Source organism: Arthrobacter sp. E70 (genome assembly GCF_058266945.1).
The window spans coordinates 62,974-78,777 of record NZ_JBYQFR010000001.1 but is presented as its reverse complement, the minus strand read 5'-3'; the positions used below and the strand labels follow the sequence as shown (position 1 = coordinate 78,777).

Annotated in this window: 12 protein-coding genes and 1 tRNA gene; 8 read left to right on the top strand and 5 right to left on the bottom strand. The window is 66.9% G+C overall.

Going from position 1 to position 15,804, the window contains the following annotated elements; all coding sequences use genetic code 11:
- Positions 1 to 73 precede the first annotated feature (73 nt).
- The 3 genes from AC3IMC_RS00315 to AC3IMC_RS00305 all read left to right on the top strand — a co-directional run bounded on the left by AC3IMC_RS00315 (position 74) and on the right by AC3IMC_RS00305 (position 3,211).
- Positions 74 to 1,474 carry an MFS transporter gene (locus AC3IMC_RS00315; protein ID WP_490916409.1) on the top strand — a complete coding sequence of 467 codons (1,401 nt, stop codon included), beginning with the start codon at positions 74 to 76 and terminating at the stop codon, positions 1,472 to 1,474.
- 67 nt (positions 1,475 to 1,541) lie between these two features.
- Positions 1,542 to 2,024, top strand: coding sequence for a cation:proton antiporter regulatory subunit (locus AC3IMC_RS00310; RefSeq protein ID WP_454484723.1), 483 nt, complete (start codon positions 1,542 to 1,544; stop codon positions 2,022 to 2,024).
- A gap of 5 nt (positions 2,025 to 2,029) precedes the next feature.
- A complete protein-coding gene (locus AC3IMC_RS00305) occupies positions 2,030 to 3,211 on the top strand; it encodes a cation:proton antiporter (protein WP_490916408.1) in 1,182 nt (393 codons plus the stop codon).
- 7 nt (positions 3,212 to 3,218) lie between these two features.
- Here the strand turns inward: AC3IMC_RS00305 and dcd are convergent, their stop codons facing one another.
- Entirely contained in the window at positions 3,219 to 3,794 is a 576-nt protein-coding gene (dcd, locus tag AC3IMC_RS00300) for a dCTP deaminase (protein ID WP_221387392.1), read from the bottom strand.
- Positions 3,795 to 3,923: 129 nt separating this feature from the next.
- Here dcd and AC3IMC_RS00295 point away from each other — a divergent pair, with 129 nt between their 5' ends.
- The gene (locus AC3IMC_RS00295) at positions 3,924 to 5,642 is read left to right on the top strand and encodes a CAP domain-containing protein (RefSeq protein WP_490916407.1); all 1,719 of its coding nucleotides are present in this window, start codon (positions 3,924 to 3,926) and stop codon (positions 5,640 to 5,642) included.
- 21 nt (positions 5,643 to 5,663) lie between these two features.
- On the opposite strand, the gene AC3IMC_RS00290 is transcribed toward AC3IMC_RS00295, so the two are convergent.
- Positions 5,664 to 6,125, bottom strand: coding sequence for an SRPBCC family protein (locus tag AC3IMC_RS00290; protein WP_490916406.1), 462 nt, complete (start codon positions 6,123 to 6,125; stop codon positions 5,664 to 5,666).
- Between the two features lie 241 nt (positions 6,126 to 6,366).
- Between AC3IMC_RS00290 and AC3IMC_RS00285 the strand changes: the two genes are divergently transcribed.
- A tRNA-Gly gene (locus AC3IMC_RS00285) sits at positions 6,367 to 6,440 on the top strand.
- 32 nt (positions 6,441 to 6,472) lie between these two features.
- On the opposite strand, the gene AC3IMC_RS00280 is transcribed toward AC3IMC_RS00285, so the two are convergent.
- Positions 6,473 to 7,852: an MFS transporter gene (locus AC3IMC_RS00280; protein ID WP_490916404.1), complete on the bottom strand. Its 1,380-nt coding sequence runs from the start codon at positions 7,850 to 7,852 to the stop codon at positions 6,473 to 6,475.
- 130 nt (positions 7,853 to 7,982) lie between these two features.
- On the opposite strand from AC3IMC_RS00280, the gene AC3IMC_RS00275 reads away from it, so the two are divergent.
- Both AC3IMC_RS00275 and AC3IMC_RS00270 read left to right on the top strand, forming a co-directional pair.
- Complete coding sequence (locus AC3IMC_RS00275) at positions 7,983 to 8,837, top strand: LysR substrate-binding domain-containing protein (protein ID WP_490916403.1); 855 nt, start codon at positions 7,983 to 7,985, stop codon at positions 8,835 to 8,837.
- Positions 8,838 to 9,002: 165 nt separating this feature from the next.
- Positions 9,003 to 9,317 carry a hypothetical protein gene (locus tag AC3IMC_RS00270; RefSeq protein WP_490916402.1) on the top strand — a complete coding sequence of 105 codons (315 nt, stop codon included), beginning with the start codon at positions 9,003 to 9,005 and terminating at the stop codon, positions 9,315 to 9,317.
- A gap of 64 nt (positions 9,318 to 9,381) precedes the next feature.
- Here AC3IMC_RS00270 and AC3IMC_RS00265 read toward each other — a convergent pair whose 3' ends face one another.
- The gene (locus AC3IMC_RS00265) at positions 9,382 to 12,888 is read right to left on the bottom strand and encodes a bifunctional proline dehydrogenase/L-glutamate gamma-semialdehyde dehydrogenase (protein WP_490916401.1); all 3,507 of its coding nucleotides are present in this window, start codon (positions 12,886 to 12,888) and stop codon (positions 9,382 to 9,384) included.
- Between the two features lie 282 nt (positions 12,889 to 13,170).
- Positions 13,171 to 14,634, bottom strand: coding sequence for an amino acid permease (locus tag AC3IMC_RS00260; RefSeq protein WP_490916400.1), 1,464 nt, complete (start codon positions 14,632 to 14,634; stop codon positions 13,171 to 13,173).
- Between the two features lie 154 nt (positions 14,635 to 14,788).
- Between AC3IMC_RS00260 and AC3IMC_RS00255 the strand changes: the two genes are divergently transcribed.
- Complete coding sequence (locus AC3IMC_RS00255; RefSeq protein WP_490916399.1) at positions 14,789 to 15,703, top strand: LysR family transcriptional regulator; 915 nt, start codon at positions 14,789 to 14,791, stop codon at positions 15,701 to 15,703.
- Positions 15,704 to 15,804: the final 101 nt, after the last annotated feature.

The window sequence follows — 15,804 nt, the reverse complement described above, 5'->3', positions numbered from 1 at the left end:
AACGGCTGGATTCCACGGTGTCAGGGGTCCGGCGTCCGCCGGGTGTTCGCCACCGGCGGATACTATGCACCCTATGAACAGCGCCAGCGCTCCCGGGGCGATGCGGCCCGCCTCCGAACTCGAAGCCGGAACTTCCTCCAGCAAAGGGCAGGTCCTGGCCTGGGCCTCCTGGGACTGGGGATCCGCCGCCTTCAACGCCGTGATGACCACGTTCGTCTTCACCGTGTACCTGACGTCCAACGCCTTCGGGGGCGAGGACAGTGCGTCGGCTGTCCTGGGCGCGGCCCTGGCGGTGGCCGGCTTCGCCATCGCACTGCTGGCACCGGTCACCGGGCAGCGTTCGGATGCCGGGGGGCGGCGCAAGCTGTGGCTGGGAGTCAATTCCGCCGCCGTCGCCATCCTCACGGGACTGTGCTTCTTCGTGTTCCCGCGGCCGGAATTCCTGCTCCTCGGCGTATCGCTGATCGCGTTGGGCAACGTCTTCTTCGAATTCGCCGGTGTCAACTACAACGCCATGCTCGCCCAGGTCTCCACGCCGGCGAACATCGGAAAGGTCAGCGGCCTTGGCTGGGGCGCCGGCTACCTGGGGGGCATCGTGGCCCTCCTGGTCGTCCTGCAGCTCTTCGTCCAGCCGGCCTTTCAGTGGTTCGGCGCGTCCACCCAGGACAGCCTCAACATCCGGCTGGTAGCTGTCTTCTCCGCCCTGTGGTTCTTTGTCTTCGCCCTCCCCGTCCTCTTCGCGGTCCCCGAGCTGCCGCGGACCCCGCAGGCCCGGCGCCTGGGATTCCTGGCCAGCTACGGCCTGCTGTTCCGGCGGATCAAGGCGATATACGCCACCAGCCCGCACACCATCTACTTCCTGCTGGCCAGCGCCGTGTTCCGTGACGGTTTGGCTGCTGTCTTCACCTTCGGCGGGATCATCGCGGCCGGGACCTTCGGCTTTACGCTGTCGCAGGTCATTTTCTTCGCCATTTTCGGGAACGTCGTGGCGGCCATCGGCGCCGTGGCCGGCGGCTTCCTGGACGACAAGGTGGGCCCGAAGGCCGTGATCGCGGGCTCCCTGGTGGGACTGCTCGTGGCCGGAACCGCGATCCTGCTCCTGGGCAACGGCACGTACAACTTCTTCGGTATGGACTGGACCGGCAGCACCACGTTCTGGGTGTTCGGGCTGTTCCTCTGCCTGTTCGTGGGCCCCGCCCAGTCCTCCTCCCGCGCCTACCTCGCCCGGCTCGCCCCGCACGGTGAGTCAGGCGAACTCTTCGGGCTGTACGCCACCACCGGACGCGCGGTCAGCTTCCTGGCACCGGCCCTGTTCACCTTGTGCATCACCTTGGCCACCCCGCTGGTGCCGGCTGGAGAGGCGCAGCGCTGGGGCATCCTGGGGATCATGGTGGTGCTCCTGGCCGGGCTCCTGGTCCTGCTGCCGGTGAAATCGCCGGGAAAAGCCCCGATTGCGGTGGTCCCCGTCACCTGACGGAGCGGCCTGTTCGCCCTTGGAACACACCCCGGCCAGGTGTTGCCTGGCAGACTAGGCTGGAACCATGAACGTGGAAGAAACCAACCTTCCGGGCCTCGGCCGGCGGAAGGACTTCATGACCGCTTCCGGCCGCCGCATCGGCGTCGTGGAGCGGTGGGAAGGCCAGACGGAACTCATCGTTTCCACCTGGGACGACCCCGATACCTGCCAGGCGTCGATTCCGCTGACCAGCGACGAAGCCGCCACCCTTGGGAACCTCCTGGGCGGCCAGCACCTGGCCATGAAACTCGCGGAAGAGCACAAGGACGTGCCCGGCATCGTCACCCGGCAGTTCTCCATCGCCGCGGATTCCCCGTTCCAGAACCAGCCCATGGGGAAGGCCTGCATCCGCACCCGGTGCGGCGTGTCGATTGTGGCAATCATGCGTGAAGGTGAGGTCCTGCCCTCGCCGGGGCCCGACGTCGTGCTCCACCCCGGCGACCTGTTGGTGGCGGTGGGTACCCAGGAAGGCCTCGACTCGGCGGCCAATATCCTGCGCCACGGCTAAGTCCCATGGACCCGTTGGCCCTGACCCTCATCGAACTGGGGGCCGTCGTGTTCTGCCTCGGCCTCCTGGCACGGCTGGCCGGACGGATCGGGATGTCCCCCATCCCGCTCTACCTCCTGGGGGGCCTCGCGTTTGGTGCCGGCGGCATCGTCAAGCTCGAAGGTATGCACGAGTTCGCACATCTCTCGGGCGAAATCGGCGTCATCCTCCTCCTTCTTATGCTCGGGCTGGAATATACGGCCGCTGAGCTGTTTACCGGGCTGCGCCGCTCGTGGCAGGCCGGCGTCCTTGACCTGGTCCTGAACTTCGTACCGGGCGCAGCGCTTGCCCTATTACTGCACTGGGGCTTCGTCGGCGCCATGGTCATGGGCGGGGTCACGTACATTTCCTCGTCCGGCATCGCCGCCAAGGTCATCACGGACCTGGGCAGGCTGGGCAACCGCGAAACGCCTGTGGTGCTGTCCATCCTGGTGTTCGAGGACCTGGCCATGGCCGTCTACCTTCCCATCCTCACGGCCACCCTGGCGGGGGTGAGTTTCCTGGGCGGCCTGACCACCGTTGGAATCGCCCTGGCCGTGGTGAGCCTGGTCCTGATGGTGGCGCTGCGGCACGGGCACCACGTTTCCAAGGCTGTCCACAGCGAGAACTCCGAGGTCTTCCTGCTCAACGTCCTCGGGGCGGCCTTGCTGGTGGCGGGCGCGGCGTCCGCCATGCAGGTGTCCGCCGCGGTGGGGGCCTTCATGCTGGGCATCGCCATTTCCGGCTCTACGGCGCACAGCGCCACACGCATCCTTGAACCGCTGCGGGACCTGTTCGCGGCCATCTTCTTCGTGGCTTTCGGGCTCAATACCGATCCCGCCACCATCCCGCCGGTGCTCGGCTGGGCGCTGGTCCTGGCGGTGGCTACGGCAGGCACCAAGATGGCCACCGGCATCTGGGCGGCAAAGCGCGCCGGCATCGCCCGGCCCGGCCGCTTCCGTGCCGGCGCCGCACTCGTGGCCCGCGGCGAATTCTCGATAGTCATCGCCGGCCTGGCGGTGGCCTCCGGAGCAGTCCCGCGCGAACTCGCGGCCCTGGCCACCACCTATGTGCTGATCATGGCCGTGATGGGGCCGCTGGCCGCCCGCTACGTGGAACCGCTGACCAAGGCGTTCGTCCGGAAGCCGGCAGTCGCCGCGCAGGCGTAAGGCCCTGCTAGATGCTGGTGCGGTGGAAGTTCAGGTGGCTGCGGCTGGCGGTAGGACCACGCTGGCCCTGGTAGCGGTTGCCGTATTCGCCCTGGCCATAGGGGAACTCCGCGGCGGAGCTCAGCCGGAAGAAGCACAGCTGGCCAATCTTCATGCCCGGCCACAGCTTGATGGGCAATGTGGCCATGTTGGAGAGCTCAAGGGTCACGTGGCCGGAGAAACCGGGGTCGATGAACCCGGCCGTGGAGTGCGTCAGCAGGCCCAGGCGGCCCAGGGACGACTTACCTTCCAGCCGGGCGGCGATGTCATCGGGCAGGGTGACCGTCTCATAGGTTGAGCCCAGGACGAACTCGCCGGGGTGCAGGATGAACGCCTCGTCCTGCTCCACCTCCACCAGGCGCGTCAACTCGGGCTGCTCCTGGGCGGGGTCGATGTGCGCGTACTTGTGGTTGTCGAACAACCGGAAGAACTTGTCGATCCGGACATCCACGGACGACGGCTGGACCATCGCGGGTTCGAAGGGTTCCAGCACGATCCGCTGGGAGTCTATTTCGGCACGAATGTCGCGGTCAGAGATCAGCACCGTCCCAAATTACCGTATTGGTTATCCCCAACCCCATTTTCCCGTTGTTGCTGTAGCCCGCTGGGGCTAATGTTGCCAGTGATAGCCGCCGGATGGTCTCCCGGATGGCATAACAGAGCTGGGGATGTTGTGAATAGATTGGTTGCACCCTCTTTTATTGGCGTGCTCTGTGCGCTGGCGCTGGTCTCCTCGGCCGCCTCCGCACCCCTGCAGCCGCTGCATGGCCAGACGGCCGCAAGGCAGGGCCTGTCCCTGGCGGCACCCATAGTGAACGACGACGGCCCGGCCGGGGGCAGGGCAGGCTCATCGATGGCGCCGCTCACCCCGGCCGTGGACCCGGACATCCTGGCAGCCCAGCCGGGTGCTCCAGTTCCCGCCGGTCCCGCCGCGACGGAAGCGGCAGCCCCCACAACCGGGCCATTCGCCCCGGCGCCCGCATCCACGGCACCGGTTGCCACCTCAACCGAGGCCGCACCCCCTGCTCCCGAAACCGTGTCGATTCCTCCGCTGTGGGCACCGGACGACGAACTCGCGTCACCTCCCGCCTCCCGTCTGGCCGCCCCGGAGTCCACCGCGGCAGGACCCACTACTGAAGCCCTGGTTCCCGACAGCAACGCGGCCGCCATCCTCACCGTGTTCACCAGGATCAACGAGTACCGGGTAGCCAACGGCCTGAACAAGGTGAAATACCACCCCACCGTGGCCGGCATGTCGCAGGAGTGGTCGGACAGCATTGCCACCCGCGAGGTGATCGAACACCGCGCCAGCTTCTGGACCGACCCGCGCGCGCTGAACCCCAACAACGGCGCGGGGGAAGTGATCGCCATCCGCACGGACCGCGACGCCGCCCAGCTGGTGGAGTGGTGGAAGGGTTCCCCGGGCCACAATGCCATGCTGCTTGATCCGCGCTTCAATGTGATGGGCGCCGGAATCTCCTACACCAACTCCACCTACCAGATTTGGGGCGTGGTGAATTTCTTCGGCTACACGACGCTGCCGGCCGGCACCCTCGACTCCCCGGGCGCGGGCACGGGCAATGCTTTCCCGCCCCCGGCCCCGAGCGTGTGCGATGCGCCCGTCAAGCACATGCCGCCCACCCTGAACCTCACAGCCGCCGCGATCACCGGCCCCGCCGACCTCGTCTCGGTCGACTCGGCCGGGCAGCTGCTGAACCGGGCGTCCACCGGTCCGCGCACCTACACTGCCGCCAAGGTCATCGGGTCAGGCTTCACCGGCGCCAAGGAAGTCTTCGTCACCGACTGGGACCGCGACGGCACCTACGACCTCCTGACGCAATGGACCAACGGCAACCTGACGCTGCACCGCGGCGTCGCCACCGGAGGCTTCCAGGCGCCCCTCACGCTCGGCGCTGGCGGATGGAACACGCTGACCCTCGCGGTGGGCGGCTGGTGCGCGAACAACAGGATGCCCCAGATCCTGGCGTTGGACGGCTACGGAAACCTGTTCCTCTACCCGAACAAGGGAACTGGGGACCTCGCCGAGCGCGCCACAGTGGCCACGGGCATTTCCGCTTCCCGGCTGTCCATGGTGGATTACGACGCCGACGGGTTCCAGGACCTTTTGGCACTCAGGACGGACGGCTCCGTGCAGCTGTACCGCGGCTGGGGCACCACCGCGCTGCGGGCCGAGACCCGCCCCACCGTGGCCAGCGGCTGGACGGACGTTACCGGCATCAGGCCCCTGCGGAATGCCACCGGCCTGAACTCCACGGGCATTGCCCTGCGCCGGGCAAACGACACAGTGCAGTACTGGGACCTGACTGGCGGAAGCCTCGCATCGCCGTCGAACATTCCCGGTCCCTGGACCGGGCAGCGGCTGGCGCAATAAGTGTCCCGGGGCGGGCCCGGATCAGATGGCCGGCTCCAGTTCCAGCACGTCCTTGAGCCGGTCCAGCTGCGCAACATCGGAGCTGACCCGGCGCTGGAGCATCCCGTTCAGGAAACTGAAGCGGTCAAAGAAACCGAACCTGCCCTCGCGCCTGGCCTCCAGGGCGAACCGGACCCGGGTTCCTGCGTTTTCCGTGCTGAGGTAGTAACCGCCCCAGCGGGTGGCCGGCCCGGAAACAATGTGGAACCGGATTTCGGCGCCCGGCCGGGCGTGGGTGATCTCCAGCTCCGCGGGGATACTCAGCCCGGAGCGTCCTGCCACCATCTTCCGGTACACGGCGCCCACGGTTTCAGCCTGGCCCCGGGCGAGCTTGACGCTGCGGACATCGTCGCGCCAGAGGGGAAGGTTGGTGGCGTCCAGGAGGAATTGGTACACGGCCATGGCGTCGCGCTCTATGAGGACCTCGTGCTCTGCGATTGCCATGAAGATAGTTCCTGTTGTTGACGTCGGCGGCCGCAATAGCCTCCTCCCCCAGTGCGGTGGCTACCCGGGGATCAGGTTAGCCAGCGCCCAACGTCCGCACCTAGCTGGCGGCGCCGACGTTACTGAAGAGTTACTGGATGACGCCACGGATGACAGGACACGCAGCATGCAGCCGCGGGATGGGCGGGCAGCCGCCATATCTGCGCTAAGCTAAGTTCTGCCCCGCGCGAGTGGCGGCAATGCGGCTGTAGCTCAATGGTAGAGCGCTAGCTTCCCAAGCTTGATACGCGGGTTCGATTCCCGTCAGCCGCTCCATTCCCGGCCTGCCGGCGCCTCGGCAACCAACCCTAAGCAGCCGCCCGCCGCGCAATCTGCAGCGGATGCCGCCGGTCCCGCCAGTCCACCCGCAGCTGCAGCGAGCCCTTCCGTGCCAGTATCCCGGCCACCGTAAGGGCCGCGAGTGCGGGCACGCCGCCGGAGACCAGCAGCGCCGCGTGCGGATCCGCATGCTCGGCGATCCAGCCCAGCATCGGCCCGCCCAGCGCCTGCCCGCCTATCAGCACCATGATGTACAGGCTCATCACCCGTCCGCGGATCGCCATGTTGGAGCTGACCTGGACCAGCTGGTTGGATCCGGTGAGGAACATCAGGCACCAGAAGCCGGACAGCACCATCACGGCGCCAAACCACACCATCGAGGGCGCCAGGACCGCAAGGCAGAGCATGAGTCCGTACATCCCGGCGCAGAACACCACGGACCGCAGCCGGAGCTGCCGACGGCGGGTGGATGCGACGGCGCCGGACAGCGCACCGAGTGCCACCAGGGCATTGAGGAGGCCATAACCGCCGGCTCCGGCCTGGAAGACGTGGTCCGCGAACGCTGCGAGCACTACGGGCAGGCTCATGGCGAATACGGAAATGAACCCTGCCATCAGCCACGGCCAGTAGATAGTGGGCTTGCCCAGGGCGTAGCGGAGCCCCTCGCGGAGCATGCCCTTGCTCTTGGGCGCCGGGGCACTGACGTGGAGCTGGTCCCGGCGCAGGACCAGCAGCATCGTCACCGTGGAGCAGCAGGCCACGGCATTCGCGGCAAACGCCCACCCCGCTCCCACCGCGGTCAGGAGCACACCCGCGAGCGCCGGGCCGAGCAGCCCGCCCAGCTGGAACGTGGTGGAGTTGACGCTGATGGCATTGCGCAGGTACGTCGGCCCGACGAGTTCGTTGACAAAGACCTGCCGGGCCGGCTGGTCAAGGACCGTGACCAGCCCGAGCACCAGGGCAATGGCGTAGACGTGCCATACCTGGATGGCACCCGTGAGGGCCAGCGCCGCCAGCGCTGCGGCAAGGATGGCCGCCATCCCCTGGCAGAGGATGAGGATCTTCCGCTTGGCGAACCGGTCAGCGACCATGCCTCCCCACGGGCCCAGCACCAGGGACGGCAGGAACTGCAGCGCCACGGTGAAGCCCACTGCCGTCACGGACCCCGAGAGCTGGAGCACCAGCCAGTCCTGGGCGATCCGCTGCATCCAGAGGGCAACGACTGCGATGAAATGTCCGACGACGAAGATCCGGAAGTTGGGCACCTTCAGCGAGATGAAGGTGTGCCGCCAGGGAAGGCGCTCCGCGACGACGGGAAGCGGCTGGGTCAGGTGGTCCGGCGGCGCGGAGCCCGCCGCGTCGATGGCTGGCTGGGAGACGGAGGCCGACGAAGGCGGTGGGGGAGCCACAGGGATGTCCTCAAATGTGCGGGCGGTCTGGGATGTCCTTAACGCTAGGGTGGCGGCAGCAGATTATGGAGAGGTATGGTCCCTATAACTCGTATTGCGAACCGCAATACACTTCGGGACAAGGGAATCCATGTTTGAGCCTGCCCAGCTGCGGTCCTTCCTCGCCGTCGCGGATACCCTGAGCTTCACCAAGGCAGCGGAGCGGCTCGGACTCGCCCAGCCCACCATCAGCCAGCACATCCGCAAGCTCGAGGCCGCGGCGAAGCGCACCCTCATCAGCAGGGACACACGGGATGTGCGGCTCACGGACAATGGGGACGCAATGGCCGGGTTCGCCCGGACCATCCTGTCGGCACACGACGCCGCTGCACGGTACTTCTCCGGCTCGGCCATGCGCGGGCGCCTCCGGTTCGGCACAGCTGACGACCTCGCCATTACCGGGCTGCCCCGGATCCTGCGCGAATTCCGGCAGATCTATCCCCAGATCAACCTCGAACTCACCGTGGGGCAGAGCGACCAGCTTTACCGCAGGCTCAACGCCGGGCAGTTGGACCTGGTGTTCGTCAAGTGGGTGGCCGGCGCCAAGGACGGCACGGTGGTCCAGCATGATTCGTTCTCCTGGGTAGGGTTGGAGCAAACCACGCTGGAGCCTGGGACGCCGGTGCCACTGATCGCCTACCCCTCCCCCAGCCTCAGCCGGAAGCTTGCCATCGATGCACTCGAAGCCCATGGCAGGACGTGGCGGATCACCTGCACCACACGGCAGATCAGTGGGGTGCTCGCCGCCGTCCGCGCAGGCATTGGCGTTGCCGTCATGCCGACGTCGCTGGTGCCGGAGGACCTGAAGATCATCACCCGCCGATTCGACCTTCCCGCGGTGGGGGACGTGGACTTCACACTGATCCGCAACCCCCTCGCAAACACCGAGGTGATTGACGCCCTGACCCAGTCGATCGTCGGAAGGACAATTAACCGCCAAACTTAACCCTCGAAACACGAAAAATCCAGCACTTCGACATATTAGGGGGCCCGTGTCCATTGATAGGGGAATCGGCATCCCCTATGCTGGGTGTCCAAGGGTCAAGCAGCAGGCCGGTTCTACAAACAGGCGCGTCCCGAAAAGGGCTCCTGCGCCTGGGACAGGCAGCCAATGACGACAGCCAGGAACACCCATCTCAGTACTGCGCACGCGCGCCCACTTTCCGCAGCACGGCCGTCCACCCGCCAGGCAAACCTCGGCACCGGACATGCCACCGCGGACTCCGGCTACGTAGGTAAACCCACCTGCGACAAGTGCCGCACCGACGAATTCGTCTACCTTGAAACCTACATTCCGCCGACCTACCGACGGGATGGAAGCGTCGCCACGTTGGGCGAAGTCGCCTACACCTGCACCCGCTGCGAGGATTTCTCGGCCCACAGCGTCCCCGTGACGTGGACGCCGCCGGGCTGGTACCTGGGCTAGGGCTCAACCAGAGAAGGCCGGGCAGCCACCCAAGGTGGCTGCCCGGCCTTCTCCGTAAAGGGAGCTAGATCAGTGCGTCCGAGAGGTGGTTCGGGGTGCCGAACCGGTGCGCGGTGATGCTCACGGCCTGCTCGTGCAGGAACGGCAGCAGCTCAACGCGGCCTGCCTCCGTGACCGGGTGGGTGTAAACCGCAAGGTCCGGGCGTCCGCCGGTGGCCTCGGCAAGCGCGGAAGCGTCGCCGCCGATGAGGCGGATGCGCGCACCGGACAGCTTTCCCGCGGTGGCGAGGCGTTCGGCCGAGGCCAGCCAGTCGGCGTCGGACTCTACCGTCACGTCGATGTCCAGCCCGGTCAGCACGGAGCGGAACTGCGCGGGAAGTTCGACGGCGGTGGACACGGTGAGTGCCGAGCCGGCCAGCACGCCGGCACCCACGGTCCGGACCAGGTGCGCCAGGGGCGCGCCTTCGGAGAGGCGGATAGTGACGGGCAGGTTCCGGTAGCGGAAGATGTTGCGTTCCGCGCTCAGGCCGGAGACGTCCTTGGCGGTGCCGAACTCCCCGGCCCAGGCCTCGGCGTCGGACGCCAGGGCCCGCTGGACGGACTCAAGTTCAGCCGGCTGCAGTGCGGAGCCGGCCGCGTTCAGGATGCGCCGCACACCGGCGTTGGTCACGGCTGCCGTGGCCGTGGCCGTGGCCGGAGCCCAGTCGCCGAGGCCGGCGAGGTAGTTGGGCCCGCCCGCCTTGGTGCCGGCGCCGACTGCGGACTTCTTCCAGCCGCCGAACGGCTGCCGCTGCACGATGGCACCGGTGATGCCGCGGTTGACGTACAGGTTGCCGGCCTGGATGCCCTCCAGCCAGATGCCGAGTTCCTCCGAGTTGAGGGAGTGCAGGCCCGCCGTGAGGCCATACTCGATCTGGTTCTGGATTTCGATGGCCTCTTCCAGGGTGTCAGCGGTCATCACGCCCAGGACGGGGCCGAAGAACTCGGTGAGATGGAAGTAGGAACCGCGCCTGACGCCGTAGCGCACGCCCGGGCTCCAGAGCCGGCCGGTGCCGTCCAGCTGTTGCGGTTCGACGGCCCAGTTCTCGCCCTCGCCCAGCGTGGTCAGGGCATTGAGGAGCTTGCCGCTGGCCGGCTCGATGATGGGGCCCATCTGGCTGGTGGGATCCTGCGGGTAGCCCACCTTGAGGGAAGTGACGGCGTCGATCAGCTGGTTGTGGAAGCGCTTGGACTTGGCCACCGAGCCCACCAGGATCACCAGTGAGGCGGCGGAGCATTTCTGGCCGGCGTGGCCGAACGCGGAGTAGGCCACGTCCTTCGCCGCGAGGTCCAGGTCGGCGCTGGGGGTGACGATGATGGCGTTCTTGCCGCTGGTTTCAGCCAGGAGGGGGAGGTCCTTGCGGAAGGAACGGAACAGTTCGGCGGTCTCGTAGCCCCCGGTGAGGATCACGCGGTCCACGGCGGGGTGGCTGATCAGCTGCTTGCCGAGCTCCCGCTCGCCCAGCTGCACCATGGTGAGGACGTCCTTGGGCACACCGGCTTCCCACAGGGCCTCGACCATGACGGCGCCGCTCCTGGCTGCCTGCTTGGCAGGCTTGATGACGACGGCGGAGCCGGCGGCGAGTGCCGCGAGGGTGGACCCTGCCGGGATGGCGACCGGGAAGTTCCAGGGCGGGGTGACAACGGTGAGCCTGGCAGGGACGAACGTGGCGCCGTCGACCGTGTCCAGCTTGCGTGCGGACTCGGCGTAGTAGTGGGCGAAATCAACGGCCTCGCTGACCTCGGGGTCGCCCTGGTCGATGGTCTTGCCGGTTTCGCTGGCCATGACCTCGAGGAGGTCTGCGCGGCGGGCCTCCAGGATGTCGCCGGCGCGGTGCAGGATCTCGGCGCGCTCGTTGCCGGAGAGCTTGCCCCAGGCCTTGCCCTTTTCCACAGCGGTTTCGATGGCGGTGTTCAGCGCTGCTTCGTCGTTGATGAAGGCGGCCCGGACGGATGCGTTGCCCAGCGTGGAGGACGGGACGCGCTCCAGGATGGCCCGGCCCCAGTCACGGTTGGCCGGCAGGGACGGGTCGGTGTCCGGGGTGTTGTCGAAACCGGCGCGCGGCATCGGTACCGGCGGCAGGCTCCGGTCCTGGCGGCGGTTGGGCAGCGGGACGCTGTTGTCGAGGGCTTCCAGCGAGGAGAGGAACCGCTGCTTTTCGCGCTCGAACAGCCCTTCGTTTTCGCTGAGCTCGAAAACAGCGGACATGAAGTTGTCCTGGCTCGCACCCTCTTCGAGGCGGCGGATCAGGTAGGCGATGGCGACGTCGAACTCGGCCGGGTGCACCACCGGGGTGTAGAGCAGCAGTGACCCGACGTCCTTCTTGACCGCTTCGGCCTGGCCCTGCGCCATGCCCAGCAGCATCTCGAACTCGATGCCGGATTCAACACCGCGCTGTTTGGCCAGCAGCCAGGCGAAGGCGATGTCGAACAGGTTGTGGCCGGCCACGCCGATCCGGATGTTCTTGATCCGCTCAGGGTGCAGCGAGTAGTTGATGACGCTCTTGTAGCTGGTGTCGGAGTCCTGCTTGGAGCCCCAGGTGGCCAGCGGCCAGCCATGCAGGGAGGCTTCCACCTGTTCCATCGGCAGGTTGGCACCCTTCACTACCCGGACCTTGATCCCGGCGCCGCCGTTGGCGCGGCGTTCCGCGGCCCAGTCCTGCAGCCGGATCATGGCGGACAGCGCGTCCGGGAGGTAGGCCTGGAGGACGATGCCGGCCTCGAGGCTCTTGAATTCGGGCTTGTCCAGGATCCGGGTGAAGACCGCGATGGTCATGTCCAGGTCCTTGTACTCCTCCATGTCCAGGTTGATGAACTTGGCCTTCCTGCCGCCGGCAGCGAAGGAGTTTGCGCGCAGGAACAGCGGGGTGAGCTTTTCGACGACGTGCTCCACGGCTTCGTCGAAGGCCCAGGCGGAGTGCGGGGCAACGGTAGAGGAGACCTTGATGGAAACGTAGTCGACGTCGGGGCGCGCCAGCAGGGCGTGCGTGCCCTCAAGGCGGCGGGACGCCTCGTGCTCGCCAAGCACTGCCTCGCCCAGGAGGTTGACGTTGAGCTTGATGCCGTCCTTCTTGATCTTGGCGATGGCCGGGCCCAGCTTGGCATCGGTGGCGTCAACGATCAGGTGGCCCACCATCTCGCGCAGGACCTTGCGGGCGATCGGGATGACCACCTGCGGCATCACAGGAGCCATGGTGCCGCCCAGGGCAACAGCGCTGCGCATGTACCAAGGCAGGAAGGCGGGGACCCTGGGGGCCAGGGCGGCCAGGTTGCGGGCGGCGACGTTCAGGTCCTCGGGACGGACCACGCCGTCCACGAAGCCCACCGTGAAGTCCAGGCCGTTGGGGTCCTTCAGCACGCCGGCCAGCTGCTGGGCGGAGGCGTCAACAGGGACCTTGGCGGCCTCGGTGAGCCAGCGGCGGACCAAGGCCACTGCTTCGTCGGCGAGGGCCTTGGCCTGGGGGACGTCGACATCGACCGTCCGCGGGGCGGCCGCCTTGGCGACTGCCGGTTCCGTTGCTACGTGGGTCATGGTTTTTCCCGATCTTTCTTGGTGTGGGAGGAGGTCTTTCCACCAGTATGAGCTTCCACTCACATAAGATAAAGCGATCTTTTCCGACCAATATAGGTTAGGAAAGCCGATGTTTTGAGCCTTCCCTTTAACGTCCGACGGCAGGCCCTCCGCCTCCCCCGGATGCCCGATCACTTTTGGTTCCCAAGACGGCCGCTTAGGGACAAATAGTGATAGAGCAACGGGTAAGGGGCGGAGGGCCTGCCGTGAGGGGAGGTTATCCAGGTGTTGCGGGAGTCGGCGTCAGGAGAGCGGGCGGTGCAGCTCCGCGAGTTCCTGGTGGCGGGGGCTGTTCGGGTTCATCAGCGAGTGCTTTCGGCCATAGCCGAAGTAGATGGCCAAACCGATGATCAGCCACACCACGAACCGCAGCCAGGTCTCCCAGTGCAGCTGGAGCATCAGGAAGCCGGAGGCCAGGACGCCGAAGGCAGGAACCAAGGGCATCAGCGGCAGGCGGAACGTACGGGGGGCGTCCGGCCGCTTGTACCGGAAGATGATCACGGAGAGGCAGACGACGACGAACGCGGCCAGGATGCCGATGTTGGTCAGGTCGGCGACTTCCTTGATGGGGAAGACGCCGGCGAGGAATGCGGAGGCGATGCCGCCGATCCAGGTGACGCGCTGCGGGGTGCCGTGGCGGTCCGTCTTGGCGAACCAGCCGGGGAGCAGGCCATCGCGGCTCATCGAGAACCACACGCGGGTGACGCCCAGGAGGAAGGTGAGCATCACGGTGAGGATGGACAGCACGGCGAACACGGAGATGATGGTGGCAATGACGGGCAGGCCCACGGAGGTGAAGGCAGAGGCGAAGCCGGCCTTGGGATCGATGTCCTTGTAGTTCTGCATGCCTGTGAGCACCAGGGTGGCGGCAACGTAGAGCAGCATGGCGATGATGAGCGAGAGCACGATGGCCTTGGGCATGTGCTTCTTGCCCTCCTTGGCTTCCTCGGCCGCGGTGCTCATGGCGTCGTAGCCGAACACGGCGAAGAAGACGGTGGCGGAACCTGCAACCACGGGGCCGAAGCCGCTGGGCATGAACGGGTTGTAGTTGTTGGTGTCGATGTAGAACACGCCAAGCCCGATGATGAACAGGATCAGGACCACCTTGATGGCCACGGCCACGAGTTCGAAGCGGCCGAACGCCTTGGTGCCGCGGGACAAAATCCAGGTCACCAGGAGGCAGACCAGGATGGCGGGGATGTTCACGATGCCGCCCTTGCCCTCGTCCACGGTGGACGTCATCCAGGCGGGCATGTGGATGCCGATGCCGGCCAGGAACGCGTCAAGGTAGCCGGAGATGCCGATGGCCACCACGGCAACGATGGCGATGTATTCGAGCAGCAGGTCCCAGCCGATGAACCAGCCGATCACCTCGCCCAAGGCCACATAGCCATAGGTGTAGGCGGAGCCGGCGCGCGGAATCATGCCCGCGAACTCCGCATAGGACAATGCGGCCGCCGCAGAGGCGAGGCCTGCGATCAGGAAGGAAATCAGCACCGCGGGCCCCACTCCCGGGTTTCCTTCGCTGCCGGCGGCCACCAGTCCCGCAAGGGAGAAGATGCCGACGCCGATAATGCCGCCCACGCCAATGGCGGTGAGCTGCCACAGCCCGAGGGACTTGAAAAGCCCGCTGTGTTTGTTTTCTTCCTCGATGTCATCAATAGGCTTGCGCCGCATGATCGATTGGCTCAAATCTTTACTGCTCATCAGGAACTCCTGCTTGGGGGTGCGACCCCGCCGCGGCACGCCAAGAAATGGCTGTGACGGGGGTAACTCGGTTCCAACAGTATGCGTGGGCAGTTGCGTTAGATAAAGTGACTACTTCTAACCTATATTCGTTAGTTTCAGTTAGGAATCCGTCATGCTCGACGTGCGCCGGCTCCGCCTGCTCCGGGAACTCAGCATCCGGGGGACCCTCGCGGAAGTGGCGGAGGCACTGCAGTACAGCCCGTCGTCGGTATCGCAGCAGCTCGCCCTCCTGGAGAAGGAAGTGGGCGTGGAACTGCTGCGGAAGACCGGCCGCCGGGTGCAGCTGACGCCGCAGGCCGAGGTGCTCGTGGCGCACACGGCGCAGCTGCTGGAAACCATGGAGCAGGCGGAGGCGGACCTCGCGGCATCGCTCACCACCGTGACCGGCACCGTGAAGATCGCCGTGTTCCAGTCCGCCGCGCTGGCACTGATGCCCGACACCCTGACCCGCATGGCCGCCACCTACCCGGAGGTCCGGATCGAGATGATCCAGCGCGAGCCCGAAACGGCGCTGCACGAGACGTGGGCCCGGGATTTCGACCTGGTGATCGCCGAGCAGTACCCCGGGCACGCCGCCCCCCGGTACCCGGAACTGGACCGGATCAGGCTAACCACCGACGCCATCCGGCTGGCCGTTCCGCCGGCAGCCGCCGGCGGCGCCGGGATCCGTTCGCTGGCGGACACCGCCGAGCTCGCCTGGGTCATGGAACCCCGCGGTGCGGCATCCCGCCACTGGGCAGAGCAGGCATGCCGCAGTGCGGGCTTTGAACCGGATGTCCGCTTCGAAACCGCGGACCTGCAGGCCCAGGCCCGGCTTATTGAGTCCGGCAACGCCGTGGCCCTGATGCCGGACCTTGTGTGGACCGGCCGCGGCACCACCGCCCAGCTGCTGGAGCTCCCGGGCAAGCCGCACCGCACCATCTTCACTTCGGTGCGGCGCTCCGGCGCGCAGCGCCCGGCCATCCTGGCAGCGCGGGAAACCCTCGCAGCAGCCGCGGCGGCAGTGGCAGGGAACGACGCCGGGTGACCGGCCGCCGTCGTCCGTTGTCCTTCCGTGCGCCACGAGACCGCCCGTCAGTGCGCAGGTGCGTCACGGGCGCACCGACGCCGCACCTCACGGCGCAGGCG

Bases quoted from the DNA above. Each gene is read 5' to 3' on its own strand.
- AC3IMC_RS00315 (WP_490916409.1), top strand. From the start codon at position 74: ATGAACAGCGCCAGCGCTCCCGGGGCGATGCGGCCCGCCTCCGAACTC.
- AC3IMC_RS00310 (WP_454484723.1), top strand. From the start codon at position 1,542: ATGAACGTGGAAGAAACCAACCTTCCGGGCCTCGGCCGGCGGAAGGAC.
- AC3IMC_RS00305 (WP_490916408.1), top strand. From the start codon at position 2,030: ATGGACCCGTTGGCCCTGACCCTCATCGAACTGGGGGCCGTCGTGTTC.
- AC3IMC_RS00290 (WP_490916406.1), bottom strand. From the start codon at position 6,125: ATGGCAATCGCAGAGCACGAGGTCCTCATAGAGCGCGACGCCATGGCC.
- AC3IMC_RS00275 (WP_490916403.1), top strand. From the start codon at position 7,983: ATGTTTGAGCCTGCCCAGCTGCGGTCCTTCCTCGCCGTCGCGGATACC.
- AC3IMC_RS00270 (WP_490916402.1), top strand. From the start codon at position 9,003: ATGACGACAGCCAGGAACACCCATCTCAGTACTGCGCACGCGCGCCCA.
- AC3IMC_RS00265 (WP_490916401.1), bottom strand. From the start codon at position 12,888: ATGACCCACGTAGCAACGGAACCGGCAGTCGCCAAGGCGGCCGCCCCG.
- AC3IMC_RS00260 (WP_490916400.1), bottom strand. From the start codon at position 14,634: ATGAGCAGTAAAGATTTGAGCCAATCGATCATGCGGCGCAAGCCTATT.
- AC3IMC_RS00255 (WP_490916399.1), top strand. From the start codon at position 14,789: ATGCTCGACGTGCGCCGGCTCCGCCTGCTCCGGGAACTCAGCATCCGG.